General features: G+C 72.2%; 20 protein-coding genes and 1 pseudogene. 11 read left to right on the forward strand and 10 right to left on the reverse strand.

The genetic code is table 11. The features are described from left to right. Window positions 1-50: 50 nt before the first annotated feature. Together ACIA47_RS07515 and ACIA47_RS07520 are read left to right on the forward strand one after the other, a co-directional pair. On the forward strand, window positions 51-3077 hold the full coding sequence (locus ACIA47_RS07515; protein WP_396706255.1) for a S8 family serine peptidase: 3027 nt from the start codon (window positions 51-53) through the stop codon (window positions 3075-3077). A gap of 97 nt (window positions 3078-3174) precedes the next feature. Further along, window positions 3175-5613, forward strand: a complete 2439-nt coding sequence (locus ACIA47_RS07520; RefSeq protein WP_396706257.1) for an ATP-binding protein — start codon at window positions 3175-3177, stop codon at window positions 5611-5613. Window positions 5614-5668: 55 nt separating this feature from the next. Here ACIA47_RS07520 and ACIA47_RS07525 read toward each other — a convergent pair whose 3' ends face one another. From ACIA47_RS07525 to ACIA47_RS07545, 5 genes are read right to left on the reverse strand one after another with little or no spacing between them, the layout of a single operon-like run. Then, entirely contained in the window at window positions 5669-7912 is a 2244-nt protein-coding gene (locus ACIA47_RS07525) for a glycoside hydrolase family 27 protein (RefSeq protein ID WP_396706259.1), read from the reverse strand. Between the two features lie 46 nt (window positions 7913-7958). Next, on the reverse strand, window positions 7959-10046 hold the full coding sequence (locus tag ACIA47_RS07530; RefSeq protein WP_396706261.1) for an alpha-galactosidase: 2088 nt from the start codon (window positions 10044-10046) through the stop codon (window positions 7959-7961). Further along, window positions 10043-10864 carry a carbohydrate ABC transporter permease gene (locus tag ACIA47_RS07535; RefSeq protein ID WP_203122820.1) on the reverse strand — a complete coding sequence of 274 codons (822 nt, stop codon included), beginning with the start codon at window positions 10862-10864 and terminating at the stop codon, window positions 10043-10045. The genes ACIA47_RS07530 and ACIA47_RS07535 overlap by 4 nt, the downstream gene beginning before the upstream one ends. Beyond that, the gene (locus ACIA47_RS07540; RefSeq protein WP_396706263.1) at window positions 10861-11778 is read right to left on the reverse strand and encodes a carbohydrate ABC transporter permease; all 918 of its coding nucleotides are present in this window, start codon (window positions 11776-11778) and stop codon (window positions 10861-10863) included. Before ACIA47_RS07540 ends, ACIA47_RS07535 begins: the two co-directional genes overlap by 4 nt. A 1-nt stretch (window position 11779) precedes the next feature. Beyond that, a complete protein-coding gene (locus ACIA47_RS07545) occupies window positions 11780-13075 on the reverse strand; it encodes an extracellular solute-binding protein (protein WP_203122818.1) in 1296 nt (431 codons plus the stop codon). A 159-nt stretch (window positions 13076-13234) separates the two neighbouring features. Here ACIA47_RS07545 and ACIA47_RS07550 point away from each other — a divergent pair, with 159 nt between their 5' ends. The 8 genes from ACIA47_RS07550 to ACIA47_RS07585 all read left to right on the forward strand — a co-directional run bounded on the left by ACIA47_RS07550 (window position 13235) and on the right by ACIA47_RS07585 (window position 20378). Next, the gene (locus ACIA47_RS07550) at window positions 13235-13981 is read left to right on the forward strand and encodes an SDR family NAD(P)-dependent oxidoreductase (RefSeq protein ID WP_396706266.1); all 747 of its coding nucleotides are present in this window, start codon (window positions 13235-13237) and stop codon (window positions 13979-13981) included. Window positions 13982-14016: 35 nt separating this feature from the next. Then, window positions 14017-14727 (forward strand): FadR/GntR family transcriptional regulator, encoded by a 711-nt coding sequence (locus ACIA47_RS07555; RefSeq protein ID WP_396706268.1) that lies wholly within the window; start codon window positions 14017-14019, stop codon window positions 14725-14727. After that, complete coding sequence (dgoD, locus tag ACIA47_RS07560) at window positions 14724-15869, forward strand: galactonate dehydratase (RefSeq protein WP_396706270.1); 1146 nt, start codon at window positions 14724-14726, stop codon at window positions 15867-15869. The genes ACIA47_RS07555 and dgoD overlap by 4 nt, the downstream gene beginning before the upstream one ends. Then, the gene (locus ACIA47_RS07565) at window positions 15863-16702 is read left to right on the forward strand and encodes a hypothetical protein (protein ID WP_396706272.1); all 840 of its coding nucleotides are present in this window, start codon (window positions 15863-15865) and stop codon (window positions 16700-16702) included. The genes dgoD and ACIA47_RS07565 overlap by 7 nt, the downstream gene beginning before the upstream one ends. Before the next feature lie 10 nt (window positions 16703-16712). Continuing rightward, on the forward strand, window positions 16713-17333 hold the full coding sequence (locus ACIA47_RS07570) for a bifunctional 4-hydroxy-2-oxoglutarate aldolase/2-dehydro-3-deoxy-phosphogluconate aldolase (protein WP_396706274.1): 621 nt from the start codon (window positions 16713-16715) through the stop codon (window positions 17331-17333). Further along, window positions 17330-18271 (forward strand): sugar kinase, encoded by a 942-nt coding sequence (locus tag ACIA47_RS07575; RefSeq protein ID WP_396706276.1) that lies wholly within the window; start codon window positions 17330-17332, stop codon window positions 18269-18271. The genes ACIA47_RS07570 and ACIA47_RS07575 overlap by 4 nt, the downstream gene beginning before the upstream one ends. 21 nt (window positions 18272-18292) lie before the next feature. Further along, window positions 18293-19174 (forward strand): SMP-30/gluconolactonase/LRE family protein, encoded by an 882-nt coding sequence (locus ACIA47_RS07580; protein ID WP_396706277.1) that lies wholly within the window; start codon window positions 18293-18295, stop codon window positions 19172-19174. A gap of 100 nt (window positions 19175-19274) precedes the next feature. Further along, a complete protein-coding gene (locus ACIA47_RS07585) occupies window positions 19275-20378 on the forward strand; it encodes an L-dopachrome tautomerase-related protein (RefSeq protein WP_396706279.1) in 1104 nt (367 codons plus the stop codon). A 26-nt stretch (window positions 20379-20404) separates the two neighbouring features. Here the strand turns inward: ACIA47_RS07585 and ACIA47_RS07590 are convergent, their stop codons facing one another. The 4 genes and pseudogenes from ACIA47_RS07590 to ACIA47_RS07605 form a co-directional block, all read right to left on the reverse strand. Continuing rightward, complete coding sequence (locus ACIA47_RS07590) at window positions 20405-21157, reverse strand: dienelactone hydrolase family protein (protein ID WP_203122813.1); 753 nt, start codon at window positions 21155-21157, stop codon at window positions 20405-20407. A 119-nt stretch (window positions 21158-21276) separates the two neighbouring features. Continuing rightward, window positions 21277-23286 (reverse strand): FAD-dependent oxidoreductase, encoded by a 2010-nt coding sequence (locus ACIA47_RS07595; protein WP_396706281.1) that lies wholly within the window; start codon window positions 23284-23286, stop codon window positions 21277-21279. A 148-nt stretch (window positions 23287-23434) separates the two neighbouring features. Next, window positions 23435-23773 (reverse strand): annotated as a pseudogene (locus ACIA47_RS07600) (HAD family hydrolase); the annotation flags it as partial. 83 nt (window positions 23774-23856) lie between these two features. Beyond that, window positions 23857-24897 carry a TRM11 family methyltransferase gene (locus ACIA47_RS07605; protein WP_112603623.1) on the reverse strand — a complete coding sequence of 347 codons (1041 nt, stop codon included), beginning with the start codon at window positions 24895-24897 and terminating at the stop codon, window positions 23857-23859. A gap of 72 nt (window positions 24898-24969) precedes the next feature. Between ACIA47_RS07605 and ACIA47_RS07610 the strand changes: the two genes are divergently transcribed. Beyond that, window positions 24970-25860, forward strand: a complete 891-nt coding sequence (locus ACIA47_RS07610; protein ID WP_396706283.1) for a zf-HC2 domain-containing protein — start codon at window positions 24970-24972, stop codon at window positions 25858-25860. A gap of 31 nt (window positions 25861-25891) precedes the next feature. On the opposite strand, the gene ACIA47_RS07615 is transcribed toward ACIA47_RS07610, so the two are convergent. Next, complete coding sequence (locus tag ACIA47_RS07615) at window positions 25892-26416, reverse strand: MarR family winged helix-turn-helix transcriptional regulator (protein ID WP_396706285.1); 525 nt, start codon at window positions 26414-26416, stop codon at window positions 25892-25894. Window positions 26417-26499 lie beyond the last annotated feature (83 nt).

Consider the following 26499-nt stretch of genomic DNA (forward strand, 5'->3'; position numbering starts at 1 on the left):
TGCCACAACCGAACACACATCGGACCGGACGGGCCAGGTACGGGGTCAGCATGCTGGCCGCCGTGGCGCTGACCGCGGCCGGCCTGACCAGCCTGCCCGCCAGCGCCACCGCCGCGCCGGCCGGTAGTGGGCCAACCGCCCGCTACCTCGTCCAGCTCGCCGAGGAGCCGCTGGCCACCTACACCGGCGGCGTTCCCGGGATCGCGGCGACCAAGCCGGCCGACGGGGCCAAGCTGAACCGCACGTCCGGGAACGCCAACGCGTACCGGGATCACCTGCGCCAGCAGCGCAAGTCGGTGCTGGACCACGTCGGCGTGTCAGCCGACCGCACCCGCGTGACCATGGAGACCGCGTTCAACGGCTTCGCCGCCGACCTGACCGGGCCGCAGGCCGCCCGGCTGCGCGCCACCAAGGGTGTCCGAGCGGTGTACGAGAGCCAGAAGGTGCACGCCGCCACCTCACACACCCCCGACTACCTGGGCCTGACCGGCAAGGGCGGGGTGTGGGACAAGGAGTTCGGCGGAGACTCCCACGCGGGTGAGGGCGTGATCATCGGGGTCATCGACAGCGGTTACTGGCCGGAGAGCGCGAGCTTCGCGCCGCTGCCCAGTCCGCGCCCCGACCAGGCCATCATCGACGCCAAGTGGAAGGGCACCTGCGACGTCGGCGTCGAGGCGCCGGTCACCTGCAACAACAAGGTGATCGGGGCGCGCTGGTACAACGACAGCGGGATCGCCGACGCGTTCCCGGACGACTACTCCTCGCCGCGCGACCGCAACGGCCACGGCACCCACACGGCCAGCACCGCGGCCGGCATCCACGGCGTGCGGGCCACGTCGGGCACCCAGGATCTGGGCATGATCTCCGGCATGGCGCCGGCCGCGCGGTTGGCGATCTACAAGGCGCTGTACGACAACGGTGCGGGCGGCGCGACCGGTACCGACATCGACATCGTGCACGCCATCGACGACGCGGTCGCGGACGGCGTCGACGTGATCAACTACTCGATCGGTGACGACACCGAGCGGTTCGGGGCGGTCGACGCGACGTTCTTCAACGCTGCCGCCGCCGGGGTGTTCGTCGCCGCCGCCGCCGGCAACTCCGGCCCGTTCGCCAACACCGTCGACAACTCGACGCCCTGGCTGACCACTGTGGCCGCGAGCACTACCGACCGGCAGAACACCCGGAAGCTCAGCCTCGGCAACGGCACCACCATCGCCGGCGTGGGCATGGGCGAGACCGGTGTCGGGCCGGCCCGACTGGTCTTCGCGAAGGACAGCGCGATCGACCCGGACGGCGCGTATGGCGCCGGCCTCTGCGCCGACGACACGTTGAATCCGGCCAAGGTCAAGGGCGCTATCGTGCTGTGCCTGCGGGGCGAGATCCCGCGTACCGACAAGAGCATCGAGGTGGCGCGGGCCGGCGGCGTCGGCATGGTGCTGTACAACGACGAGCTGAACTCCCTGAACGCCGACGTGCAGGCTGTGCCGACCGTGCACATCAACGAGGTCGACCTGGCCACGGTCACCGCGTACGTCGCCACTGGCAACGCCACGGCGACCATCTCGCCGAGCAAGCTGGAGACGGTCGAGGCGCCGACGGTCGCCGCGTTCTCCTCGGCGGGCCCGTCGAACCTGAACGCCGGTGAGCTGCTCAAGCCGGACATCAGCGCGCCCGGCCAGGACATCGTCGCCGCGTTCTCCCCGTCCATCGGCGGCAACGACTTCGCACTGGAGTCGGGCACCTCAATGGCGGCGCCGCACATCGCCGGTATCGCCGCCCTGCTGCTGGCCAAGCACCCCGGCTGGTCGCCGGCGGCGGTCCGCTCGGCGCTGATGACCAGCGCGGTGGACAAGACCGACAAGGGCAACCCGATCAAGATCGGCACGTACGACGCGACTCCGCTGAACTACGGCGCCGGCCAGGTCGAGCCGGGCAGCGCCTTCGACCCGGGCCTGGTCTACGACTCCAACCAGCAGGACTGGATCCAGTACCTGTGCGGGGTTTCCGCCGACCGTGGCGGCGACTACGGGCTCGGCGACCTGGACGGCTGCGCCACGATCGGCGCGATCGAGACGGCACAGCTCAACTACCCGTCCATCTCGCTGGGCCGGATGGTGGGCAAGCAGAGCGTGACCCGCACGGTCACCAACGTCAGCGACAAGACCAGCACCTACTCCTCGTCGGTGCAGGCCCCGCCGGGCTACCAGGTCAAAGTCACCCCGAAGAAGCTGCAGATCCGTCCGGGCAGGAGCGCCCGCTTCACCGTTGAGATCACCAACACCGGTGGTGCGTTCGACACCTGGGCCGACGGCTCGTTGACCTGGCGCGACCAGCACAAGCACGCGGTACGCAGCCCGCTGGTCGTGCGCAACTCCGGGTTGGTCGCCCCCGACACCATCACCGGCAAGGGCACCTTCGGCAGCGTGCGGATCGCCGCCGAGGTCGGCTACCAGGGTCAGCTGATCTCCCAGCTCTCCGGCCTCACCTCGGGCACCAGCAACGTGGTCACCCTCAAGGGCGACGGGCCGAGCTGGGACTGGAGCACGTCGAACAACCTGCCGGTGCCACTGCCGGCGTCGATCAGCAGGACCACCCTGCACGTGCCGGCCGGGACCCGCAGCCCGCTCGTCCAGGTGACGTCGGAGCGGCCCACCTGCTCCCACATCGACTGGGACGACGAAGAGGGGGTGATGGAGTGCACCGAGTTCAGCCTCAACGTCTATGACAAGTTCGGCAAGTTCGTCACCGCCACGGCCAGCGGCCGGGACGGCGCCAAGGTGACTCTGCCGGAGGGTGCCGGTGACTACATCGTGGTCGTCGAGCAGGAGTTCACCGAGAACATCAAGGACGGCGCGAACGCGTACACAGTGACCAGCTACCTGCCGGGCGCGGCGGGTACCTCCACCGGCCGGTTCACCATCGACCCGAAGCAGCGCAGCGTGCGGCCGGGCGCGACGGCGAACCTGACGGTGCGCTGGTTCGGTCTCGCCCCCGGCCAGCGCTACCTCGGGGTGCTGGAGTTCCGCAACGGTGACGGCTCGCTGAAGACCGTGCCGGTCACCGTCCAGTCCTGACCGTGGCGACGGGCCGGCAGGCCGGCATGTGACCCAGGTCACCGCCGGTCCGCCGGCCCGCCGTCGCGCCGGGCAGAGGTGATCTGCTCGGCCCACGGTGATCGACGGCGGCGAGGACAAGACACGGGGCGGCGGGAGCCCAACTCCCGTCCGCCCCGAACGTCTGCGCGGGCCCGTCGAGTTCGTCGGCCGGGCGACGGAGCTGGCCCAGTTACGCCAGCTCGTCGCAACCCCGCCCTGCCTGATCCTGCTGGAGGGTGAGCCCGGGATCGGCAAGAGCCGACTCGTCGCCGAACTGCTCGCCGAACTCCCCGGGCAGCACCTCATCGGCGAGTGCGACGACGTGCCCGAGCCCTTCCCACTCGGCGTGCTGCTGGACGCGATCCGGGGCGGAGCCGACCGACTCGGTCCGCTCAACCCGGTGGCGGGCGCCCTCGCGCCACTGCTGCCCGAACTGGCCGACGTACTGCCGGACGCGCCGCCCCCGTTGACCGACCCGGCGGCCGAGCGACATCGCCTGCTCCGCGCCGTCGCGGCGGTGCTCGCCGCGCTGAGTCCGGCCACGCTGCTGCTGGAGGATCTGCACTGGGCGGACCCGGCGACCTGCGAACTCCTCGCCTACCTGAGCACCCACCCGGTGGAAGGGCTGGCCGTGGTGCTGACCGCGCGTACGGCGACGCCGGGGAGCAGTACGCCGATCCACGACGCCCTGGCGCGGACTCCCCCGTGGAGCGTCACGCGCGTTGCGCTCAGCCCGCTGGACGCCGACGACGTACGCCGGCTGGCGGCCCGCACCCTGCGCCTCGATGATCCGCCGCAGCAGCTGACCGCCACCCTGCTCGACCGCACCGCCGGCATCCCGTTCGTGGTCGAGGAGGTGCTGCGGACGCTCGCCGAGCGGGGCGGCGACCCGTTGGCCGACGACAGTGTCCCGTTCGTCCTGCGTGACGTGCTGCTCTGGCGGCTGCGCCCGCTCGATGAGGCCATCCGGGAGGTGCTCGGCGCGGCGGCCGTACTGGGGATGACACCCGATCAGCGCATCCTCGCCTCGGTGCTCAGCCTGGACCGGGTGGCGATCGGCGCGGCGTTGACCGCCGCGCACCGGGCGGGCCTGCTGCACGACGCCGGGGACGGCCTGCGGTTCCGGCACGACCTGGCCCGACAGGTGGTGTACGACCTGGTGCCCCGGGAGAGCCGGGAGTGGCTGCACCTGCGGGTGGCACGGGTGTTGGAGCAGGAGCTGCCGAGGCCGGTGGCCCAACTGGCGCACCACTACCGTCGGGCCGGCAGCGGGGCCGACTTCGTCCGTAACGCCGAGGCGGCCGCCGACCTGGCCACCGAGCGCGGCGACGACGCGACCGCCGCCAGTTTCCTGCTCCAGACGATGGACATCGCCGAGCTGCCCCGGCCGGTACGGGTTCGGCTCGCCGCCAAGTTGGGCCGGTCGGCCATCGACGGACTCAGCCAGGCCGAGGCGATCCCGGTGCTGGAACGGCTGCTCGCCGACCGACGGTTGCCGCCGGGCGCCCGAGGTGAGCTGGGTCTGGTGCTCGGGCGGATGCTGCGCCAGCAGGGCGAGGCGCTGCGCGGGTACACCGAGATCGAGCGTGCCGTGCCGTACCTGCGCGCGCCGCGCCGCAAGGCCCCGGCGCTCGCGGTGCTGGCGGCCCCAGACACCGTCGTCGGCCGGCACGTCGACGACCACCTCGCCCGCTGCGCGGAGGCGGAGACCGCCGCCGCGGCCAGCGGGGATCCGGCGGCGCACCTCGCGGTCCGCATCGCCCGAGCCTCGCTGCTGCTGGAGCTGGGCGACCCCGCGGCCTGGGCGATCATCTCCGAGCTGCGCGCGTCCGCCGAACTGGCCGACCGGCCCCGCGAACACGCGCGAGCCTGCCTGAACTGGGCGCAGGGCGCGCTGCACGCCGGTCACCCGGAGCAGGCCGAAGCGTTGCTGGCGGCCGGTCGGGCCCTGGTCGACGAGACCGGGTACGAGCGGCTGACGTCCCTGGTGGAGGCGACCGAACTGTCGCTGGACCGGGCCGCCGGCCGACTGGACGGGCTCGCCGAGCGGCTCGGCCGGCTGGTCGCCAACGCCGAGCGGATGCCGGTCACCCTGCTGGACGCGCGGGTCGAACTGGCGACCGTGCTGGCCCGTACCGCCGGCACCGCAGGCGCCAGGCACGACCAGGTGGAATCGGCCGAACGGGCGCTGCGGGAGGTGGTGGCCGACGCCCGGCGGGTCGGTGCGATCTGGCCACTGGTGCAGGCGCTCTCGGCGCTGGCCCGGCTCACAGTGGCCGGGCGTCCGGACGAGGCCGTCCGGCACGCGGCGGAGGCGCTGTCGCTGGTACGCGGAAAGGGCATCCTGGCATGGGCCGCCGAGGCCGTGTTGGTGCTGGCCGAGGCGGCATCCGCAGCCGGTGATCCGGGTCGGGCCGCAGGAGCGGTGGCCGAGCTGGAGGCCGGGCTCGCGGGCCGGGACGCGCCGCTGGCCCAGGCCACCCTGCGCCGATGCCGGGAGCTCGTCGCGGCCTGAGCCAGGCTCGCTGGCGGGGTGGCGGGCCGTCAGGTCGACGGCCCGCCACAGTGGATCAGAGGGTGACCTGGTGCACCCGGTCATCGACGCCGCGTACCGCCAGCCAGGCGCTGCCGTTGGCACCGGCGGCGGCTCCGGGCGCACCCCGGAACGCGTCGGTCGCGAACTCACCGCGCCGGAACCAGCCACCCCAGGCGCCGTCGGCCAGGTTGCGCTGCCAGAGCCTGTTGTCGGCGGCCAGCGCGAACAGGTAGACCCGGCCGGAGGTGGCGAGCAGGGTCGGGCTGCCGCTGGTGGTGCCGCCCAGGTTGGTCCAAGCCGACCAGGTGGTGCCGGTCCGGCTGCTCCACCACACCTCGTCGGTGCGGCTACGGACCGCCACGTGCAGCACGCCGGCGTCGTCGACGACAGCGCTCGGCCGACCGTAGAACGGCCGGTTCTCAGGAGCCCCGACGCCGGTCCAGCCGGCGTTCGGCGTACGCGACCAGAGCTTGCCGTCGGCACCGCGGGCGACAAGCGTCCACTGCGTCGGGTTGGTCCAGGCCACCGTCGGCGCGTCGGTCAGCGTGCCACCGAGGCTGCGCCACGGTCCCCACCTGCCGGCGACGTAGCTGCGCTGCCAGGCGGCGTTGTCGGTGCCGCGGACGAAGACGTCGAGCCGCCCGTCGGCGGAGCCGTACGCCGCCGGCTGGCCGAGGATCCGGCCGCCGACCGGGCCGCCGAGCGAGGTCCAGTGCGTGCCCCACGTCGTACCGGTGCGGGTGTTGACGGCCAGCGCACCGGAAGCGTCGCGGACGAACGCGGTGGCGTGCGTGTCGTCCACCCGGACCAGGGTCGGGCTGGCGCTGGCGGTGCCACCGAGGTCGGCGCCGGCGACCTGGTCGGTGCCGGTCAGGCCGAGCATGGCCACCCCGTGCGCCGGCACCTGGACGGTGTACGAGCCGGTGAACGGTTGCACGCCCGGGGTGCCCGGCTGTGCGTCCACGGTGGAGCGGGACCACAGGTCACGGATCCTGACCGACCCGCCGAGGGCGACGTCGGCGAAGTTCACGGTGATCTGTTGGGCGGTGTCGTGCCGGTTGAGCAGCGCGACCGCCCGCTTGCCGGAGCCGGCGAGCACCTTGCTCCAGACCTGCGCGTCGGTGCCGGTGTCGGCGACCTTGACGCCCTGCCGGACCAGCGGGTCCTGGTCCACAGCGATGATCTCCGGGTTGGTCAGCGCCGAGATCATCTCCTTCGGCAGGCCACGCGGGTCGGAGCCGATCACCAGCGGCGCGGCCATGATGGCCCACATGCCGAGCTGCGTCTTGGACTCCTCCAGGCTCAACTCGTACCCGCCGTCGGGCAGCGGGCGCATCGGCAGCAGGTAGTCCGGGTCGTTGTAGTGCCCCGGCCCGGTGGCCGCCGGGTGGTACGCGTTGACGTCCATGTTGCGCAGCACCCACGGGTACGCCCACTGCGGGGACGGGTCGGTGAGCCCCACGTCCGTGTAGGTCCGCCAGGAGTCGGCGATGGTGGGCGCGTACGTGTAGCTCCAGGTGGAGAGCTGCTCCGGGGTGTACGGACCGCCACCCCAGTCGGAGCTGACCGGGTTGCAGATGTTGAGCAGCATCGGCCGCGGCGACTGGCGTACCGCCTCGGCCAGCTCACGGAAGGTGGCCTCCGGGTCGAGGCCGGCGGCCCGGCCGCACAGCCAGTCGGCCTTGAGCGCGTCGAAGCCCCAGCCGGCGAACTGGGCGATGTCCGCCCGGTAGTGGCCGTTGCTGCCGAGCCCACACTGCCCCGGCAGGTACGGGCCGGCGTCGGTGTAGATGCCGGCCTTCATCCCTCTGCTGTGGATGTACGCGGCCAGCGCGGCCATTCCGCCGGGGAAGCGGGCCGGGTCGGCGACGAGCTGACCGGCCTCGTTGCGCGGGGTGGGTGCGGCCCAGTTGCCGTCGATCCAGACGTAGGTGTAGCCGGCGTCCCGCAGGCCACTGTGGACCATGTAGTCGGTGACGGACCTGACCTCGGCCTCGGTGGGGTCGCCACCGAGGCCGAAGTAGGTGTTCCAGCCCTGGTAGGGCGTCGGGGCGAGCCCGCTGTTGAAGAAGGTCGGCGCGCCCTGGTCCTCGGCGCCGGTGGCCGCCGGGGCGTGGCCGGGACGGCCGGGGCCGTGGCCTACCTTCGGCGGGTCGCCGTGAGATGGGGCGGCCAGCGGTGGGTCGGCATGGGGTGGGCCGGCCATCGCCGGCATCGGGCTGGCCAGGCCCAGGCCGAGCACGGCCAGGGCAGCGGTCAGCTGTCGGTTCAGGCGCATGGAGGTACTCCTGTCCCTCGGGGGTGGGGGTGGTGGTGCTCCGATCTCAGTCGCGGGTCAGCACGATGAGGTCGGCGTCGTGGGTCGCGCTCCACTGCACGGGCAGACCGACCGCGGCGAGGTGGCTGCCGGAGTAGTGCCGATCGCCGTGCGAGTAGCGGGCCGCCGGGTCGAGGCCGCGCAGGGGCAACCGGACCGGGCGGGACGGAAGCAGCCCGGCGCCGTCGAGCCGGCCGGTGTGCCAGGCCAGGACGACCACCTGGTTCTCGTCCGGCGCGGTGTACTGCACCGCGCAGCGGGCCTGGTCGGGGCCACCGATCAGGTGCACCTCGCCGCGCGTGACGACGTCCCGGATCTCCTTGTAGCGGGCGACCCAGCCGGCCGCCTCGGCCCGTTCGGCGGGGGTCCACGCCCGGATGTCAGCGCCGATGCCGAGCACACCGGCCATCGCCAGGACGAACCGGAACGCCAGTGATCGGGGGCGGCTGTCGAACAGGCCGGGCGCGTCGGTGACCCAGGAGCTGAGCAGGTGTGGGGCGTTGGCGTGCAGGAAGCCGTACTGGATGGCCAGCCGGTCGAGTGGACCGGTGTTGTCGCTGGGCCAGAAGACGTCGGCGCGGGCGGCCATCGCCAGGTCGGTCCGCGCGCCCCCGCCGGCACACGCCTCGATCAGCACACCGGGATGGTCCCGGCGCAACCGCTCGTAGATCCGGTGCAGGTTGGCGACGTGCGCGCCGTCCAGGTCGACCGGGCCCACCCCACCGGAGCGGCCCGGTTCGGTACGCGGCCGGTTGAAGTCCCACTTCAGGTAGTCGATGTCGTACCGACGCAGCAGGCCGTCGACTGTGGAGTGGACGAACTCGGCGACCTCCGGACGCCCCAGGTCGAGCAGGTACTGGTTACGGACCGGGGTGAGCGGTCGACCGTCGACGGAGTAGACCCAGTCCGGGTGCTCGGCGTACAGGGAGGACTTCGGGTTGACGCACTCCGGCTCGACCCAGAGCCCGAAGTTCAGCCCGAGCGCGCGGACGTCGGCGATGAACGTGTCGAACCCGGCCGGGAACTTCGCCGGGTCGGGCGTCCAGTCGCCAAGCCCGGCGGTGTCGTCGTCGCGGCCCACGAACCAGCCGTCGTCCACGACGAACGTCTCCACGCCCAGCTCGGCGGCGATCCGGGCGAGCGCGAGCTGGCTCTGCGCCTCGACCGCGAAGTAGGTCGCCTCCCAGGAGTTGTAGAGCACAGGGCGGGGGGTGAGCCGGTCGGCGGCCAGCAACCGCTGGTGGGTGTGCCAGACCCGGGCCAGCCCGTCCAGGCCGTCCGGGCTGTACGCCCCGGTGACCACCGGCAGGGACAACCGTTCGCCGGCGGCCAGCTCCAGCGGGCCGTCGACCAGTTGACGGCCGACGCGGACCCGGGTCAGGCCGCCGGTGTCCCGCTCGGCGCTGATCTCCCACGACCCGGTCCAGGCCAGCGCCATCCCCCACGCCGGGCCGGCCGGCTCCGCGCTGTCGCGCACGGCCAGCCAGGGCACGTGCAGATGCCCGGGTACGCCCTGGGAGCTGCCGATGCTGAACGCGCCGTGGCCCAGCTCGACGTGAGCGAGCTGGAACTCCTGCGACCACTGCCCCCACTGGTGGCTGAGCAGCGCGCCGTGCGGCGTCGGTACGCAGAACCCGCCCGATCCGGCCCGGATGACCCGCAGCGCGTCGGTGCCGTCGTTGGTCAGCTCGACCCACCGCTGCACCACGTCGGTGCCGGCGGGCACCCGGTAGTGCACTGTGGCGCGCAGCCCGGTCACCGGGTCGGCGAACTCGACGGCCAACTCCCGCTGGTCGGCGTCGACCCGCGCGTCGGTGTGCACGAAGCCCACCCGGCGCTGCCCGTTCGAGGTCTCGATCACCAGATCGGCGGCGGTGAACGGCCGGTCGGCGTCGGTGGCGTACTCGATGGGGGCGGCGTCGCCGGCGGTGAGGAACGGGACCGGGCCGTCGTACGCGACCGGCGAGGGCCCGTCGGAGACGCCGTGCGGCCCCCACGCGACGAGTTCCAGCCAGCGGCCGTGCGCGGGCACGGTCACTGTGTACTCGGTCCGCGTGCCGCGCAGCGTCCAGCGCTGTCCGGTCGCGGCGGTCACTTGACCGCTCCGAGCGCCAGGCCGGAGACGAAGTGCCGCTGGAAGCGCAGGAACACCGCGACGGTGGGGACGGCCGCGATGACCGTACCGGCGGCGATGACGTTCCAGGACGAGACGAACTGCCCCTGGAGGGCGAGCAGCGCCGGGGTGACCGGCATGTTGTCGTCGGTCCGCAGCACGGTGATCGCCCAGAGCAGGTCGTTGAAGATCCAGGTGAAGGAGAGCGCCCCGAGCGCGGCCAGCGCGGGTCGGGTCAGCGGCAGCATCACCCTGGTGAAGATCTGCGCGGTGCCGGCGCCGTCGATGGTGGCCGCCTCCTGGATCTCGCCCGGCAGGTCCCGCATGAAGCCGTGCAGGACGAACGTGTAGAAGCCGAGCCCGAAGCCGACCTGCACCGCGATCAGCGCCCAGAGCGTGTCGTACAGGCCGGTCAGCTCACTGAACTTGGCCACCGGGATGAGCAGGATCTGCGGTGGGAGCAGGTTGCCGGCGAGCATCAGCAGCAGGATCGTCCGCCGCCCGGGGATCCGGAAGCGACTCAGGGCGAAGGCGGCCATCGCGGCCAGCGCCAGGCTCAGCGCCACCGACGGGACGGTGACCAGCATGCTGTTGATCAACGCACGCAGCTCGCCGCCGTCGGTCCACGCCTGCCGGTAGGTGTCCAGTGTGAACGACCGGGGCAGGCTGCCCACGCCGTGCGCGGCGATGTCGTCGAACGACCGGGTGGACATCACCACCACCCAGAGCACCGGGCCCAGCCAGAGCAGCGAGAGCAGGATCATGCCGGTGTGGAAGGCCCCGGTACGGAGCTTGTTCATGACGCTTCCTCCCGGAACGCGCGGACCAGGTAGCCGAGGATGACGGCCAGCGCGAGCACGAAGATCACGACAGCGATCGCCGAGGCGTAGCCCAGCCGCAGGCTCTGGAACGCGGCCGAGTACATGTAGGTGCTGAGCAGCTCCGACGAGTGGTACGGCCCGCCCCTGGTCAGCGACCAGACGATGTCGAACGAGCGCAGCGAGTCGATCACGATGACCGAAAGCACCACGGCGTTGACCCCCTTCATCTGGGGGATGGTGACGTGCCACAGCCGCTGCCAGGAGTTGGCGCCGTCCATCCGGGCCGCCTCGTGCAACGCCGGGTCGATCGCCTTCAACCCGGCCAGGAACAGCACCATCACGTACCCGATCTGCCGCCACAGCGCGGGCAGGATCACCGCGTACAGGGCGGTCTGCGGGTCGGCGAGCCAGGGCCGGATCAGCTGTTCCAGGCCGACCGCCCGCAGCAGCGTGTCCGCGATGCCATCGGGCTGGTAGAAGACCCGCCAGACCAGCGCGGTCACCACCAGCGAGAACACCACCGGGGTGAACAGCGCGGCCCGGTAGAAGCCGACACCGCGCCGCTCCTTCTGCAGGACCAGCGCCATCCCGAAGCCACCCAGCACGGAGAGGCCGCCGAAGAGCACCAGCCAGATCACCGTGTTGAGCAACGCACCCCGGAAGGTGGCGTCGCCGGCCAGCTCGACGTAGTTGTCGGTGCCGACGAAGGTCGGCGGTGTCATCCCGTCCCAGCGGGTGAGGGAGAACCAGAAACCCTGGATCGCCGGCCAGAAGACCCAGACGCTCTCGACCGCGAACGGCACCAGGACGAACGCCACCAGCAGCGGCGACAGTCGAGCCGACCGTCGCCGCCGAGTGGGGGTGACCGAAGTCGTGGAGATCGTTGCTGTCACGTCAGCCCTTGAAGACCTTCTCGGCGCCGGCCTGCCACTCCCGCAGGATCGCGTCGATCTGGTCCGGCTTGTCGATGAACTTGGTCAGCGCGGTGTCCGCGGTCGGCTGGAGCGCGTCGCTGGAGTCGCGGTTGAAGAACTGGGTCAGCTCCTTGGCCTCGTTCAGCATCGCCTTGCCCTTGACCACCAGCGGCGAGTCGGACGCCTTGGCCCTGGGGTTGGCCGGCAGCACGATGCCGGAGCTGGCCTTGACGTACGCCTCCTGGGCCTCGACCCCGGCCAGGTAGCTGAGCAGGGCCCTGGTGCCGGTCGGGTTGGCGGTCTTCGCGCTGGCGAAGAAGCCGTCGGTCGGCGCCTCCTCGGCCAGCGGCACCGCCGGGTCGATGATCGGGAACCGGAAGAAGTCCAGGTCACCGAGCGCGTCCTTGGGAGCGGCGTCGGCGAAGAAGGTGCCGATCAGGAACATGCCGGTCTTACCGGCCAGCAGCGCGGTGGTCGCCTCCTGGAACGGGTACGCCTTGCCCTTGGGGTCGAAGTAGGGCAGGGCCTCGCGCCAGCGGGTGAAGACCGCCTTGACCTTCGGGTCGTCGAAGCGCTGCTTGCCGGCGAGCAACTCGCGGTGGAACGGCGCGCCGTTGATCCGGATGTTCAGGTAGTCGAACCAGGCCGAGGCCACCCACGGGGTGTCGCCGAGGCCGATGCCGATCGGCGGGACGCCCTTGCTCTTCAGCGTCTCGCAGAGCGCCAGGAACTCGGTCCAGGTCTTCGGCTCCTGCACGCCCCACTTGGCGAAGTTGGACTTGCGGTAGAAGAAGCCCCACCAGTAGTTGTTCATCGGCACGAAGATCTGCTTGCCGCTGGCGTCGGTGGAGAGGGTACGCAGCGACTGCGGGTAGTCGTCCAGTGACTTCCACACCTCGGAGACGTCCAGCAGCAGGTCCTTGCTGGCGTAGTCGTTGGCGACCGAACCCGCGTACCAGGTGTAGAGGTCCGGCGGGTTGGCCGAGGTCAGGTAGGTCGGCAGCTGGGTCCGGAAGGTCTCCGAGGCGATCGTGTTGAGGCTCGCCGTGCCCTTGCCCTGCTTGTTGAAGGTCTCGATCAGCTTCTCCATCGCCGCCTTGGCCTGCGGCGAGGAGAGGTTGGACTGGATGGTGACCGCGCCCGAGCCGTTGCTCGTCGTCGGCCCGCTGGCGGAGCTGGCGCACGCGCTGAGGAACGAGCTGGCGCCGAGCGCGCCCAGGCCGGCGAGCCCGAGGTGGCCAAGGAATCGCCGGCGACCGGGGTCGAAGTCGCTCACGGAGGTGTCCCTTCCTTTACGACACGTAGCGTCACCGCGCGATGTGTCGTCCATGTGAATGCTGTGACGAGAAGGTTGCATCGGCCGTCGCCGGCTGTCAAGATATCTTCGTAATTAATGATTAGATGAGATCAAGGCGAGGGTCAGGTGGATCAGCCTATGCGTCGACTTGAAGGCAAGAACGCGCTGGTCACCGGTGCGATGGGTGGGATCGGCGCGGCCATCGCCCGGCGGCTTGCCGCCGAGGGAGCGGCGGTCGCGCTGCTCGACGTGGCCGACCCGGCCCCACTGGCCGAGGAGTTGACCGCGCGCGGAGACCCCGCACTGTCCGTAGTGGGCGATGTCAGCGACGAGGCCGACTGGACGAGCGCCGTGAGCGCCGTACGGGACCGCCTCGGCCCGGTCGACATCCTGGTCAGCACCGCGTACGCCGTGCGGGTCGCCCCGGCGCACGAGACCAGCCGGCAGTCCTGGGACCACCAGCTCGGCGTGAGCCTCACCGGCTCCTTCCTCGGCGTCCGCGCCTGCCTGGACGACCTGCGGGCACGCTCGGGCGCGGTGGTGCTGATCTCCTCGGTGCACGCGCTGGTCGGGTTGCCAGGCCGGCCCGCGTACGCCGCGGCCAAGGGTGGCCTGGTCGCGCTCGGCCGCCAACTCGCCGTGGAGTACGGCCCGCAGGTCCGGGTCAACACAGTGCTGCCCGGGCCGATCCTCACCGCCGCCTGGGCCGACGTGTCCGAAGAGGACCGCCAGCACAGCATCGCGGAGACCGTCGCGAAACGCTTCGGCACACCGGACGAGGTGGCCGCCACTGTCGCCTTCCTCGCCTCGCCGGACGCCGCCTACGTCACCGGCGCGAGCCTCGTGGTGGACGGTGGCTGGACAGCGGTGAAAGCCTCGGCCTGAGAGATCGATACCGACCAGCGAAAAGGCCAGGAGCATTGGCACAGTACGCACGCCGCGGCGTCCACGGGCAGACCGTCGAAGCGATCGCCCGTCGCATCCTCACCGGCGAGATCGCCGCAGGCGCGACCCTCAACATCGTCGCGTTGCAGGAGGAGTTCGACGTCAGCCTCACGGCGCTCCGCGAGGCGCTGAAGGTCCTCTCCGCCAAGGGCATCGTCGACGCCCGGCAGAAGCGCGGCACCTTCGTCCGACCCCGGGCGGACTGGAACCTGCTCGACGGCGACGTGATCCGCTGGCAGTTCGCCGAGGGCCCCGACGAGCGCCTGCTCGAAAAGCTGCACGAGGTACGCGCCATCATCGAGCCCGCCGCCGCCCGGCTGGCCGCCACCCGCGCGACCGAGGACGACCTGGCCGCCCTCGACCGGGCACTGGCCGAGATGGCCCAGGCCAACGGTGATCCCGCCGCCGCCATCGCCGCGGACCTCGCCTTCCACCGCGCGCTGCTCGCCGCCACCCACAACGAGCTGTTGGAGCGGATGGAGGTGGTGATGGAGACCGGGCTCGCCGAACGGGACCGGCTCGTGCACGGCGGTGACGCGCACGACGACCCGGTGCCCAGCCACCGTGCGGTGGTCGACGCGCTGCGCGACCGGGACGAGACGGCGGCCGAGACCGCGATGCGTCAGTTGCTGGACAAGGCCGTCCGCGACGTCGAGAAGGCACGGGGACGAAGGGGCAGTCAGTGAAGATCGAGCGGATCGAGACCTTCCTGGTCGCGCCACGGTGGTTGTTCTGCCGGGTGGAGACCGACGACGGGCTGGTCGGGTGGGGTGAGCCGGTGGTGGAGGGCCGCGCCGAGGTGGTGCGCAGCGCGGTCGAGGTGCTCTCCGAACATCTGATCGGTGCGGACCCCCTGCGCATCGAGCAGCACTGGCAGGTGCTCACCAAGGGCGGCTTCTACCGGGGCGGCCCGATCCTCTCCAGCGCGGTCGCCGGCCTCGACCAGGCGCTCTGGGACATCGCCGGCCAGGCGTACGGCGCGCCGGTGCACGCGCTGCTCGGCGGGCCCGTCCGCGACCGGGTGCGGATCTACTCGTGGATCGGCGGGGACGAGCCCGACGAGGTGGCCGACGCCGCCGCCGCACAGGTCGCCGCCGGCCTCACCGGGGTCAAGATGAACGCCAGCGGGCGGCTCTCGCCGATCCCCACCTCGGCCGAGGTGGACGCGGTCATCGGCCGGGTGGCCGCCGCCCGCGAGGTGCTCGGCCCCGACCGGGACATCGCTGTGGACTTCCACGGTCGCGCCGGAATGGCCGCCGTCCGCCGGATCCTGCCCGAGCTGGCCGCCCTGCGCCCGTTCTTCGTGGAGGAGCCGGTCCTGCCCGACCAGGCCCACCACCTGCGCGACATCGTCGCCGGCACGCCGATCCCGGTGGCCACCGGCGAACGGCTCTACGGTCGGTCCGAGTTCCTCGGCCCGTTGCAGGCCGGAGTCGCCGTGGTCCAACCGGACCTGTCGCACGCCGGTGGGATCTCCGAGGTCCGCCGGATCGCGGCGCTGGCCGAGACGTACGGCGCGCTGCTCGCCCCGCACTGCCCGCTCGGCCCGATCTCCCTGGCGGCCAGCCTCCAGGTGGCCTTCGCGACGCCGAACTTCCTGATCCAGGAGCAGAGCATCGGCATCCACTACAACGCCGGCTCGGAGTTGCTGGACTACCTGGTCGACCCGGAGCCGTTCCGGTTCGTGGACGGGCACATCGCCCGCCTCGACCGGCCCGGTCTGGGTATCACTGTCGACGAGGTGGCGGTCCGCAAGGCCGCCCAGACCCCACACGCCTGGCGCAACCCGGTCTGGCAGCACGCCGACGGGTCCTTCGCCGAGTGGTGACCGGCGCGCGGCCGGTGGCCCTGCGGGTGGCGTACGACGCGGCGCACGGCGGCCGGTGGACGAGTCTGCACGGCGGTGGCCGGGAGTGGCTGTGGCGTGGCCCGGAACCCGGCCGGCAGGAGGTACGCCCCGACGACGCGTTCGTCGACGCCGGTGGGCTGGAGGAGTGCCTGCCCACAGTGCGCGGCGAGCCCGACCACGGCGAGGTGTGGTCGCGGCCGTGGCGCGACGGCGGCCCCGGCACCGCTGTCATCGAGCGGCCGACGTTCACCCTCACCCGTCGGATCACCGACTCCGGCGGCGTGGTGGTGGCCGACTACCGGTTGGCCGCCGACCCCGGGTACCGGTTCGTCTGGGCCGCGCACGCCCTGCTCGACCTCTCCCCCGGCGCCCGCCTCGACGCGCCCGCCGGCACCCCGACCCGCCTGCACCCGGAAGCCGCCGCACTCCTGCCACCGGGCCGCTGGCCCAGCGGCGACCCGTGGTTGACCGGGCCGTGGCCGGCCCCGGCCGGGCTGACACTGGACATGTTCGGGCCGGACGACGGGACCGCCCTCGGCGCGGTGCTGCTCGACTGCGCCCGGGTCCAGGTGATCGACGGAGCCGACCGGCTGACTCTGGAGCTGGAGTGCGCCGGCCAGCCCCGCAGCACCGCGCTCTGGCGCAACCTGGGCGGCTGGCCGGCGAACGGCCCCTACCGCAGCGTCGGCATCGAACCGATGCTCGGCGCGGCCTTCGACCTGACCGACACCGGCCCCTCCGACGCGGCGGTCGTTCCGCCCACCGGCGAGGTCACCTGGCGACTCACCATCTCCGCCCACCGCAACCACTGAGGACACCGTGATGAACCTGCTCGACGAGCTGCGTACCCACCGGCTGTTGGCCATCGTGCGCGGCCCGGACCCGGCCGCCGCGCTGGCCGCCGTGCTCACAGTGGCCGAGAGCGGCGTCGCCCTGGTCGAGGTCTCGATGACCAGCGCCGACGCGCTCGGCGTCATCCGCCGCGCCCGGGCCGCCCTCGGGCCCGACTTCGCCCTGGGCGCCGGCACCGTGCTCAGCGCCGAGGACGCCCGCGCCGCGGCCGACGCGGGCGCCGGTTTCCTGGTCACCCCGGCGATCGCGGCGAGCCTCGCCGAGGGTGGCCGGCTCGGGCTGCCGGTGCTCGCCGGCGCCCTCACCCCCACCGAGGTGGTGCGGGCCAACGACGGCGGGGCCAGCGCGATCAAGCTCTTCCCGGCCTCGCTCGGCGGGCCCGACTACCTCGGCGCGCTGCGCGACCCGTTCCCCGCTACCGCGTTCGTGCCCGTCGGTGGGGTCGACGCGGACGGTGCACGGCGCTACCTGGACCGGGGCGCGACAGCGGTCGGGGTCGGTTCCCCGCTGCTCGGCGACGCCGTCCGAGGCGGCGACACGGCGGCGCTGCGCGAACGCGCCGCCGCCTTCCTCGCGGCGGTCCGGCCATGACCGACCTGCTCACGCTCGGCGAGACGATGGCGGCGTTCCGCACCACCGGCCCACTGCGACTGGGCGGTACCGCCGGGATCTCCGTCGCCGGGTCCGAGTCGAACGTGGCGATCGGCGTGGCCCGGCTCGGCCACCGGGCGGCCTGGGTCGGTGTCACCGGCGCCGACGAGCCCGGCGAGCTGGTCCGCCGTACGCTGCGCGCCGAGGGTGTCGACCTGACCTGGTCCCGGGTCGACGAGACCGCCCCCACCGGCCTGATCCTCTTCGAGAATCGGGTCGCCGACATCAACCGGGTCACCTACCACCGCTCCTTCTCGGCCGGCTCCCGGCTGGGCCCCGCCGACGTGACCAGGGCCTTCGACGCGCCCGGGCCACCACCCCGGCTGCTGCACGTCACCGGCATCACCTGCGCGCTCGGCGTCGAGCCGTACCAGGCGGTGGTGGAGGCCGTGCGGCGCGCCCGCGCGGCCGGCAGCACGATCTGCCTGGACGTCAACCACCGCAACCGGCTCTGGTCCGTCGCCGAGGCCGCCGCCGCGCTGCGCCCGCTGCTGCCCTCGATCGACCTGGTGGTCGCCTCCGACGACGAGTTGGCCGTGCTGACCGACGCCGTCGACCCGGCCGCGGCGCTACTCTCGGCCGGCGTCGCCGAGGTCGTGGTCAAGCACGGCGCCGGTGGAGCGACCAGCCACAGCATCACCGGCACGATCCACCGTCCAGCCCGGACGGTGCCGGTGGTGGACACCGTCGGCGCGGGCGACGCCTTCGTCGCCGGGCTGCTCTCCGGCTGGCTCGACGGCGTCGACGCGTCGGGGCGACTGGACCGGGCCGTCACCACCGGCGCGTTCGCGGTCGCCACCCGGGGCGACTGGGAGGGCCTGCCCGACCGGGCCGAGCTGGCGCTGCTCGACCACGGCCCCGGCGGTACGGTCCGCTGACGATCCTTTTGGAGGAGCACCATGGAGCTGACCGAGCCGACCGTCTGGAGCACCGACCGGCTGGAGTTGGGTGAGGGCCTACGCTGGGTCGACGACCGGCTGGTCCTCGTCGACCTGCTGGCCGGGCGACTGTTGGAGACCGACGGCGACGCCCCGACTCCGCTACGGGAGCTACGCCGCCTCGACGTGCCGCTCGGCGCGGTCGCCCCGGTGGCCGACCGACCCGGCGAATGGCTGGCCGCCGCCGGGACCGGCGTCACGGTGCTGCCCGCCACCGGCGACCCCCGCCCGGTCGCCGAGCTGGTCGCCGACGCGTCCGAGCCGACCCGGATGAACGACGCCGTCGCCGACCCGCACGGCCGCTTCTGGGCCGGCAGCATGACGTACGCGATGGTGCCCGGCGGGGGCACCCTGTTCCGCCTCACCCCGGGTGCCGACCCGGTCCCCGCGGTGACCGGGCTGACCATCCCGAACGGGCCGGCGTTCGACGCGACCGGCACCACCATGTACCTGGCCGACACCCCGCGCGGTGAGATCGACCGGTTCACCGTCGACCCCGCCACCGGTGACCTGCGCGGGCGGGAGCCGTTCCTGCGGTTGTCCCCCGCCGACGGCGGCCCGGACGGCATGACGCTCGACGCGGCCGACCACCTCTGGATCGCGCTGTGGGGCGGCTCGGCGGTACGCCGCTACCGGCCCGACGGCACCCTCGACCGGGAGATCCGGCTGCCGGCCGAGCAGCCGGCCGGCATCTGCCTGGGCGGCCCCGACCTGCGGCGACTCTTCATCGGCACCGCCCGGGTGGGGCTTGACTCGGCGGGCCCGCAGGACGGCGCGCTGCTCGCGGTGGACGTCCCGGTGCCCGGCCTGCCCGCCGCGCGGGCCGGCGCGCCAGCGAGCTGATCGGAGGCATATCGGACGCCAGGGCGGGAACAACCGCACCGAAGCGCCGTAACAGCCGACCGGTAGGGAGCGAGCCGATGAGCACCGTGGGGCGGACGTCATGAACGGGCCGGTCGGCGACGAGCCGATGGGCGAGCTGGAGCTGGTGCACACCTTCACCGGCCCGATGCCGACCGGGGTGAGCGTCTCGCACCGGGGCCGGATCTTCGTCAACTTCCCGAAGTGGGGCGACGAGGTGCCGGCCACCGTCGTCGAGCTGCGCGACGGCCGGGAGGTGCCCTACCCCGACCAGGCCTGGAACGACCCGTCCGGTGACGACGACGCGGGCGCGTTCGTCTCGGTGCAGAGCATCGTGGTGGACCCGGCCGACCGGCTCTGGGTGCTGGACACCGGCAGCCCGATGTTCCAGCCCACCAAGCCGGGCGGCCCCAAGCTGGTCCGGATCGACCTGGACACCGACACGGTCGCCCAGGTGATCACCTTCCCGGCGGACGTGGCGCTGCCGACGACGTACCTCAACGACGTCCGCTTCGACCTGCGGCGGGGCGAGGCGGGGGTCGCGTACATCACCGACTCGGCCGACTCCGGGCCGAACGGGATCATCGTGGTGGACCTGGCCAGCGGGGCCTCCTGGCGGCGGCTGCACGACCACCCGTCCACCAAGGCGGAGCCGCTGACGTCGTTCCGGCCGGTGGTCGAGGGCCGACCGTTCCTCGAACGGCCGGCCGACGGCCCGCCGAAGCCGGTGAGTATGGGCTCCGACGGCATCGCCATCTCCGCCGACGGCACCCGGCTCTACTACTGCCCGCTGGCGTCCCGTCGCCTGCACAGCGTGTCCACCGAGGCGCTGGCCGACCCGGGCGTCACCCAGGAGGCGGTCGCCGCCACAGTGGTCGACGAGGGCGACCGGGGCACCGCCTCGGACGGGTTGGAGAGCGACGACGCCGGGCGGCTCTACCTCACCTCGTACGAGCACAACGCGGTGCTGCGTCGACTGCCCGACGGCGAGTACGAGACGCTGGTCCACGACCCGCGACTGCTCTGGCCGGACACCATGTCGGTGGCCACCGACGGATACCTCTACGTCACCGCCAACCAACTGCACCGGCAGCCGCAGTACCAGCGCGGCAAGGACCTGCGGCGCAAGCCGTACGCGCTGTTCCGCACCCGCATCGACGCCGGCCCGGTGCTGCTGCGCCGCTGACCCCCAACCCGGCGCTCCCACCGTGATCAGACGGGCAGGGTGCGGTCCAGGAGGTCGAACAGGGCGGCCCAGTGACGCTCGGTGGCCTGCTCGTCGTACGCCGGGGTGTCGGCCATGGTGTAGCCGTGGTGCGCCCCGGCGTACACCTCGGAGCGGTAGCGCACCCCGGCGGCGTCGAGCGCCTTCTCCAGCGTGGCGATCTGCTCGGGCGTCATCGACTGGTCGGCGTCGGCGTGCCCGAAGTACAGCTCGCCGGTGACCGAGCCGACGCCCAGGTGGGGGCTGTCCGGCGCGTCGGTGACGATCCGCCCGCCGTGGAAGCTCGCCACCGCGGCGATGCGGTCCGGGTGCGTCTCGATGGCCCGCAGCGCGTTCGTGCCGCCCATGCAGTAGCCGGTGATCGCGACCGGGCCCGGCCGCACGTCGTCGCGGGCGGCCAGGAAGTCGAGGAACGCGGCGGTGTCCCGGTTGATCACGTCGGGAGTCAACGCGCCGACCAGCGGCATGATCTTCTCGAAGAGGGCGGCGCGCTGGTCGGCCTCGCCGAGGCGGGACAGGTCGAACAGGGGTGCCCGGCCGGCCCGGTAGAACAGGTGGGGCGTCAGCACCAGGTAGCCGCGTTCGGCGATCCGCTCGGCCATCTCGACCAGACGGGGGCGCGGCCCGAAGGCGTCCATGAAGAGCAGCACCGCCGGGAACGGGCCCTCGCCGTCCGGTCGGGTCAGGCTCGCGTCCGCCACTCCGTCACTGGTCGGGATGTCCACCGTCGTCGTCAGCACCGTGCCTCCTCGTACGCCGATCTTGGTCCGATCGGCACGTTACCCGCCGTACCGGCACCCCGCCGGGCTGCCGCGTGAGCGCGGCGTCAAGAAGCCGATCGGGCCAGATCCGACGCTGATCAGGCGCGGACGAATCGGACCGCGTCGGCGACCACGTAACCGTTGGTGTCCTCGGTACGGATCAGCACGCTGCCGTCGGTGCCCGCCGTGAACTGGTAGGTGCCCAGCGCCACCCACTGCCCGCCGGCCTGCCGCTGGTCCACCGTCTTGGTGATCAGCCCACCGGCGTGCGTGATGTCCACCGGCACGTTTGTCGCCCGGTTGGAGTGCGCGGTCCAGCGCAGCTGCACCGTCCACGATCCGGCGGTGGGCAGCGTCGGGCGGAACCGCAGCCGGTTGACTCCCTTGCCGACGTTGCCGTCGTGCTCGTAGTCCGGCCCGTAGTAGCCGCCGCTGCTGGTGCTGCGCAGCCACGTCCCGGCCCGGGTGATCCCGCTGGTCGACGCGTTGTCCAGGATCACCTCGCTGGTGGAGCCCCACTCCAGCACCGCGCCGTCCTGGCGTAGCCGGGTCTGGAGGGTGGGCACGGAGACGGCCTGCACGGCGAGGTTCCCGGCGAGCGCCAGGGACGCCGCGGTGGCTGCGGCCTGCCCGAGGATCATGAACACGGGTTCCATCCGGATCGAGCCGTACGCGATGTGGCTCGCCGAGAGGCAGACCGGCACCAGCAGGTTGGCGCACTGCGCCTGGTGCGGCACGATCGCGCGGTAGCTCACCGGGTACGGCGCCGGCACGCCGATCTGCACGTCCCCCTCGTTGCGCACCTTGCCGTCGACGACCACCCGCTGACAGTTGTGCGAGTCCATCGTGTAGCTGGCCAGGCCCACCGAGTCGGTGGCGCGTACCCGGCCCCGACAGTCGGCCTCGGTCATCACGTACGCGGAGATCATCCGGCGTGCCTCACGGATGTAGAGCATCGGCGGCCAGCCGCCCGTGCCGGTGAACTCGTCCACCGGCAGCCCCCAGCGGGCCGTCGAGTCGCGGACCGACGCCGGCAGTCGGGGGTCGTTGGCCAGGAACCACATCAGCCCCTGCTGGTAGGTGCGGTGCTCGGCGATGATGCTCTCCCGCGTCGCCCAGCTCGCCGTCGGGTATGCGTAGTTGAAGCCGATGTTGTCGGTCGACACGGCGCCGTTGTTGTTGGAGTCGGTCTTCCCGCCGCCTACCGAGTGGGTGGTGAAGTACGGCCCGGTGTAGCCGGCCTGGATGTGCCGCAGAAGCAGCTCGTAGCGGATCGGGTCGTAACCGGACGGCTTGCCGAACGGGATCCGGTTGGCCGCCTGGGTCAGGCACATCCGGAAGCAGTACGCCTGGATCTTGTCGTCGCCGCTGCCCTGCGGGGCGAGCGGGGTGGCGGAGATGCCCGGCAGCAGGCCGCTGGCGGGCGAGCCGGCCGTCACGTACGGGTCGACGGGGTAGGCGAACTGGTGGGTGTTGCGCGACTGCACCCCGTTGATCGTCTCGCCGTAGGTGTCGTTGGACTCCCGCCCGACGGTGAACCCCACCCCGGCCATGGCCAGCAGATCGCCCTCGTAGGTGGCGTCGACGAACACCCCGCCCCGGTAGACCGACCCGTCCTCGGTGCGCAGCTCGGTGATCCGGTTGCCGGTTCGGCCGAGGCCGGCCAGCCGGGCGTCGACGACCACCGGGACGCCCGCCTCGGCCAGCATGTCGGCGAAGACGGCGGTGGCGACGTGCGGTTCGAAGGTCATCCGCAGCGGCGACGTCGGGGTGAGGCTTCCGCCGTGGTACTTCACGTACATCCTGCGGTAGAACTCGGCGGCGAGCCCGCCGATGGACGCCTGGACGCCGGTGTCGGTGGCGCCCAGCCCGGCGGTGCTCAACCCGCCGACGTGGCCGGTGGGCTCCACCACCACGGCGGTGCGGCCGAGTCGGCGCATGGTGATCGCGGCGGCCAGCCCGCCGGAGGTGGCGCCGTAGACGACCAGGTCGGCGGTGGTGACGGCGGCTCGGGCGGGGGCGGCCCGGAACGGGTCGGTGAGACCGGCCAGGACGAGGCCGGCACCGCCGGCGACCAGCAGCCGACGACGGGACAGGGGCACGGACACGGCGAGCTCCCGAGGGGTAACCGGTGAAGGGGACGGTTACAGAAGCACGCCGCTGCCGCTGCTGACAGAAATTCTTCAATCTCTGCCGGCGGGTGTCAACGGTTCACGGCCGGTAGCGGTAACCCATTCCCGGCTCGGTGATGAGGTGCTTGATCAGCGCGAGCTTGTCCTCCGGCGTCGCCTCGGCCAGGAAGTCGTCCACCCCGGCCTCGTCGGCGATCGCCTTCGCGGTACGCGGGTTGTCGCCGGTGATCGTCACGGTTCGGATGCCCATCCCGCGCATCTCGTCGAACCGCTCCCGCATGCCGGACTTGACCACGTCCTTGAGGTGGATGACGCCCAACGCGCGGGCGGGCGCACCGTCGACGTGCTCGGCGACGACCAGCGGGGTGCCGCCGGTGCCGCTGATCGCGTCCACGATCTTGCCGACCTGCTCGGTCGGGTGGCCGCCGTTCTCCCGTACCCACTTCATCACCGCGGGTGCAGAGCAAAGGGGAAGGCACGGGCGAGAGACCATGCGCGACCCGGATGGGTGGCTCATGGCGCGGTAATGCGGCGGTGCGAGACCCTTCAGGCCGGGCGGCGGGCCACCAGCACATCCCGCATGATCGACTGGTCCACCCGGTGCCGCAGCGCGCGGTAGGGCTCGGCGTCGACCACGGTCAGGCCGGCGTCGGCCAACGCCGCCGCCGCGTCGTCCCGACTGGCGACGTGGGTGTTCCAGGAGATCCCGAGCGCACCCCCGGGGCGCAACAACCGGGCCCAGACCGGCGCGGCGTCCGCGAGCAATGCCAGCGGGTCGCGGGTCAAACCCTGCCCAGCGGTACGACTGCCGTGCTGCACGCCGTACGGCGCGTCGGCGACGACCAGGTCCACGGTTTCCGGGCGGAAGAACTCCGCCGACCGGGCGGTGTCGGCGTTGACCACGTCCAGCAACTGCGTCTGGCCGGCCTTGTGCTCCTCGCGGGTCGGCGCCAACTCGATCCGCACCCGCCGGCCGACCACCTTGCGTTCCCGCCGCACCGGCCCCGACTCCAGCACCCGGTGCTTGACCCGCTTCTGCTTCAGCCAGGTGGTGATGAACGCCCGGTACGCCTCGACGTCCTTCTGGTCGCGCTCGATCCCGGCGGCGTCGAAGCCGTACATCAGCGCCTGGTTGAGTGTGGTGCCCCGACCACAGAGCGGGTCGAGCACCCGGAACCGGCGGCTGGTCATCTCGGCGGCCCAGTCCGAGGCGAGCAGGGTGACGTTGAGCAGCAGCTTGGTGAACTGCTCATTGGTCTTGCCCGGGTACTTCTGGATGGTGAGCAGATCGTCGTCGTAGCGGTCCAGACGGCTCCACTCGATTGGCCGCAGCAGCTCACCGACGATCTCGAACAACGCGTACCCGGCGGAGAGGTTGCCCAGGACGGCAAGGTCACGCTCGGTCAGCCCGTCGCCGGTGAACGTGATGTAGGACGCCCCTCCGACAACCTCGGTGTCCAGCTCGCCGATCCGACCGTCCAGCGCCGAGCGGCCGAAGATCTCCAGCTCGGCTCGGGTGAGGTCGACGGCGGCGCGGGCGTACACCCGGTTGGTGGCGGGCAGGATCAGCAGGCCGTAACGCGTCATGATCCGGCGAGTATTCCACAACCAGTCACGGTCGCCGGGAACCGGAGCGGCTGCCGGAGCGACTACCGATACATGGGGTGTGAGCAGTGGCGGGAGGTCCTGTCCGCGCAGCTGGACGGGGAGGAGACCGCCGCCGAACTGACGGCGGTGCAGGGGCACCTGGACGGGTGTGCCGAGTGCCGGGCCTGGTTCACGGCGGCGGCGGCGGTGACCCGTCGGGTTCGTACCCGACTGGTGGTTGAGGTGCCCGACCGGACGGCGGCCATTCTTGCCGCCGCCAGCGCGGCCCCGGCCCGCCGGTCGCGGTGGCGGCGTTCGGACGGACGTGGCCCGCTGGTCGCCGGCCTGCGGAAGGTGGCCGGAAGGGGCCAGCTCGCCGCCGGGTTGCGCGCGGCGTTCGGACGTGGCCCGCTCGTCGCCGGCCTGCGGTCGGCGCTCGGATTGCTCGGCGCGGTGCAACTGGTGCTCGGCCTGGCCCAGGTGGGCCGGGGCGCGACCGCCGACCACCTGCACCCCACCGGCCAGCACCTGTGGCACGAGTCGGCGGCGTGGAACGTGGCCGTGGGCGCGGGCTTCCTTTTCGTGGCGCTGCGCCGCAGCCCGCCCGCCGGGCTGCTGCCGATGCTCAGCGCGTTCGTCGGCACGTTGCTGCTGCTGTCGGTCAACGACCTTGCCACCGGTTCGGTGGGCGGGGAACGGCTGGTCAGCCACGCCTTCCTGGTGGTCGGCTACCTGATCACCGTGTTGCTGTCCCGGCCCGGGCTGCGGCCCGGTGGCCCGGCACCTCAGCGGCAGCCCGCACCGTCCCGCTGGCGGTTCGGGGCCGACGAGGTGGACCGGCCGCTGCGGTTGGTACGCCCCGAGTCCTATCCGGCACAGGCCGCCGACCGGTACGCCGCCCCGGCAGCGCAGGGCGGGCATGCCACGCGCACCGATCAGGCCGGCGGACGCCGCGCCGCCTGATCGCCGGCGGCCTCGACCAGTCGGCGGACGCTCAGGTCGTGGGCCTGGTCGGGCCCTCGCTGTGGTGCGTTCCGCCGACGCCACCGGGTAGCAGCCGGGGGTCCGGTGTCTCGTCGGTGTGGCACCGGGGATCATGGGCCGCGTAGAGCACTGACAACTGTCGGTGCAGCTGGCGCCGGTCGTCCTCACCGAGGGGAGCGAGGAAGTCGTCCTCGGTTCGGCGCATCGCCGTGAGGGCTTTCGACAAGATGGCGCGGCCGTCGGTGGTGACGCTGATGAGCTGTTTACGGCGGTCGCTGGGGCTGCGCTCGCGCCGGACGTATCCGTTGCGCTCAAGTTCGTCGATGACCGCGACCATCGTGGTGCGGTCGAGTCCCGTCTGCTCACACAGGTCGCGCTGGGACAACTCCCCGTCTTGGACGAAGGCCAGCACCCGCAGATCCCGGCCGCGCAGGCGGAAGGGCAGGAGCGCCTCTTCCATCCGGGCGCTGGCGAGGTTGGCCAACTTCAGCAGCAGGTACCCCGTGGCAGAGGAGATGGTTTCGGATGAGCGCATAAGCCACAGCCTAGTCTTCCGCTGAGCTGATTATCAGCTACGCTGACGATCAGCGAGCCGACCTCATTAGGAGAGTCGAATGA

This window comes from Micromonospora sp. NPDC051227 (genome assembly GCF_044455385.1).
Lineage (GTDB): Bacteria > Actinomycetota > Actinomycetes > Mycobacteriales > Micromonosporaceae > Micromonospora.

What these genes read in the sequence shown, in the direction of transcription:
- ACIA47_RS07605 (WP_112603623.1), bottom strand. Translation starts at nt 24,897, where the DNA reads ATGACGCGTTACGGCCTGCTGATCCTGCCCGCCACCAACCGGGTGTAC.
- ACIA47_RS07525 (WP_396706259.1), bottom strand. Translation starts at nt 7,912, where the DNA reads ATGCGCCTGAACCGACAGCTGACCGCTGCCCTGGCCGTGCTCGGCCTG.
- ACIA47_RS07550 (WP_396706266.1), top strand. Translation starts at nt 13,235, where the DNA reads ATGCGTCGACTTGAAGGCAAGAACGCGCTGGTCACCGGTGCGATGGGT.
- ACIA47_RS07515 (WP_396706255.1), top strand. Translation starts at nt 51, where the DNA reads ATGCTGGCCGCCGTGGCGCTGACCGCGGCCGGCCTGACCAGCCTGCCC.
- ACIA47_RS07580 (WP_396706277.1), top strand. Translation starts at nt 18,293, where the DNA reads ATGGAGCTGACCGAGCCGACCGTCTGGAGCACCGACCGGCTGGAGTTG.
- ACIA47_RS07575 (WP_396706276.1), top strand. Translation starts at nt 17,330, where the DNA reads ATGACCGACCTGCTCACGCTCGGCGAGACGATGGCGGCGTTCCGCACC.
- ACIA47_RS07535 (WP_203122820.1), bottom strand. Translation starts at nt 10,864, where the DNA reads ATGAACAAGCTCCGTACCGGGGCCTTCCACACCGGCATGATCCTGCTC.
- ACIA47_RS07615 (WP_396706285.1), bottom strand. Translation starts at nt 26,416, where the DNA reads ATGCGCTCATCCGAAACCATCTCCTCTGCCACGGGGTACCTGCTGCTG.
- ACIA47_RS07585 (WP_396706279.1), top strand. Translation starts at nt 19,275, where the DNA reads ATGAACGGGCCGGTCGGCGACGAGCCGATGGGCGAGCTGGAGCTGGTG.
- ACIA47_RS07610 (WP_396706283.1), top strand. Translation starts at nt 24,970, where the DNA reads ATGGGGTGTGAGCAGTGGCGGGAGGTCCTGTCCGCGCAGCTGGACGGG.
- ACIA47_RS07570 (WP_396706274.1), top strand. Translation starts at nt 16,713, where the DNA reads ATGAACCTGCTCGACGAGCTGCGTACCCACCGGCTGTTGGCCATCGTG.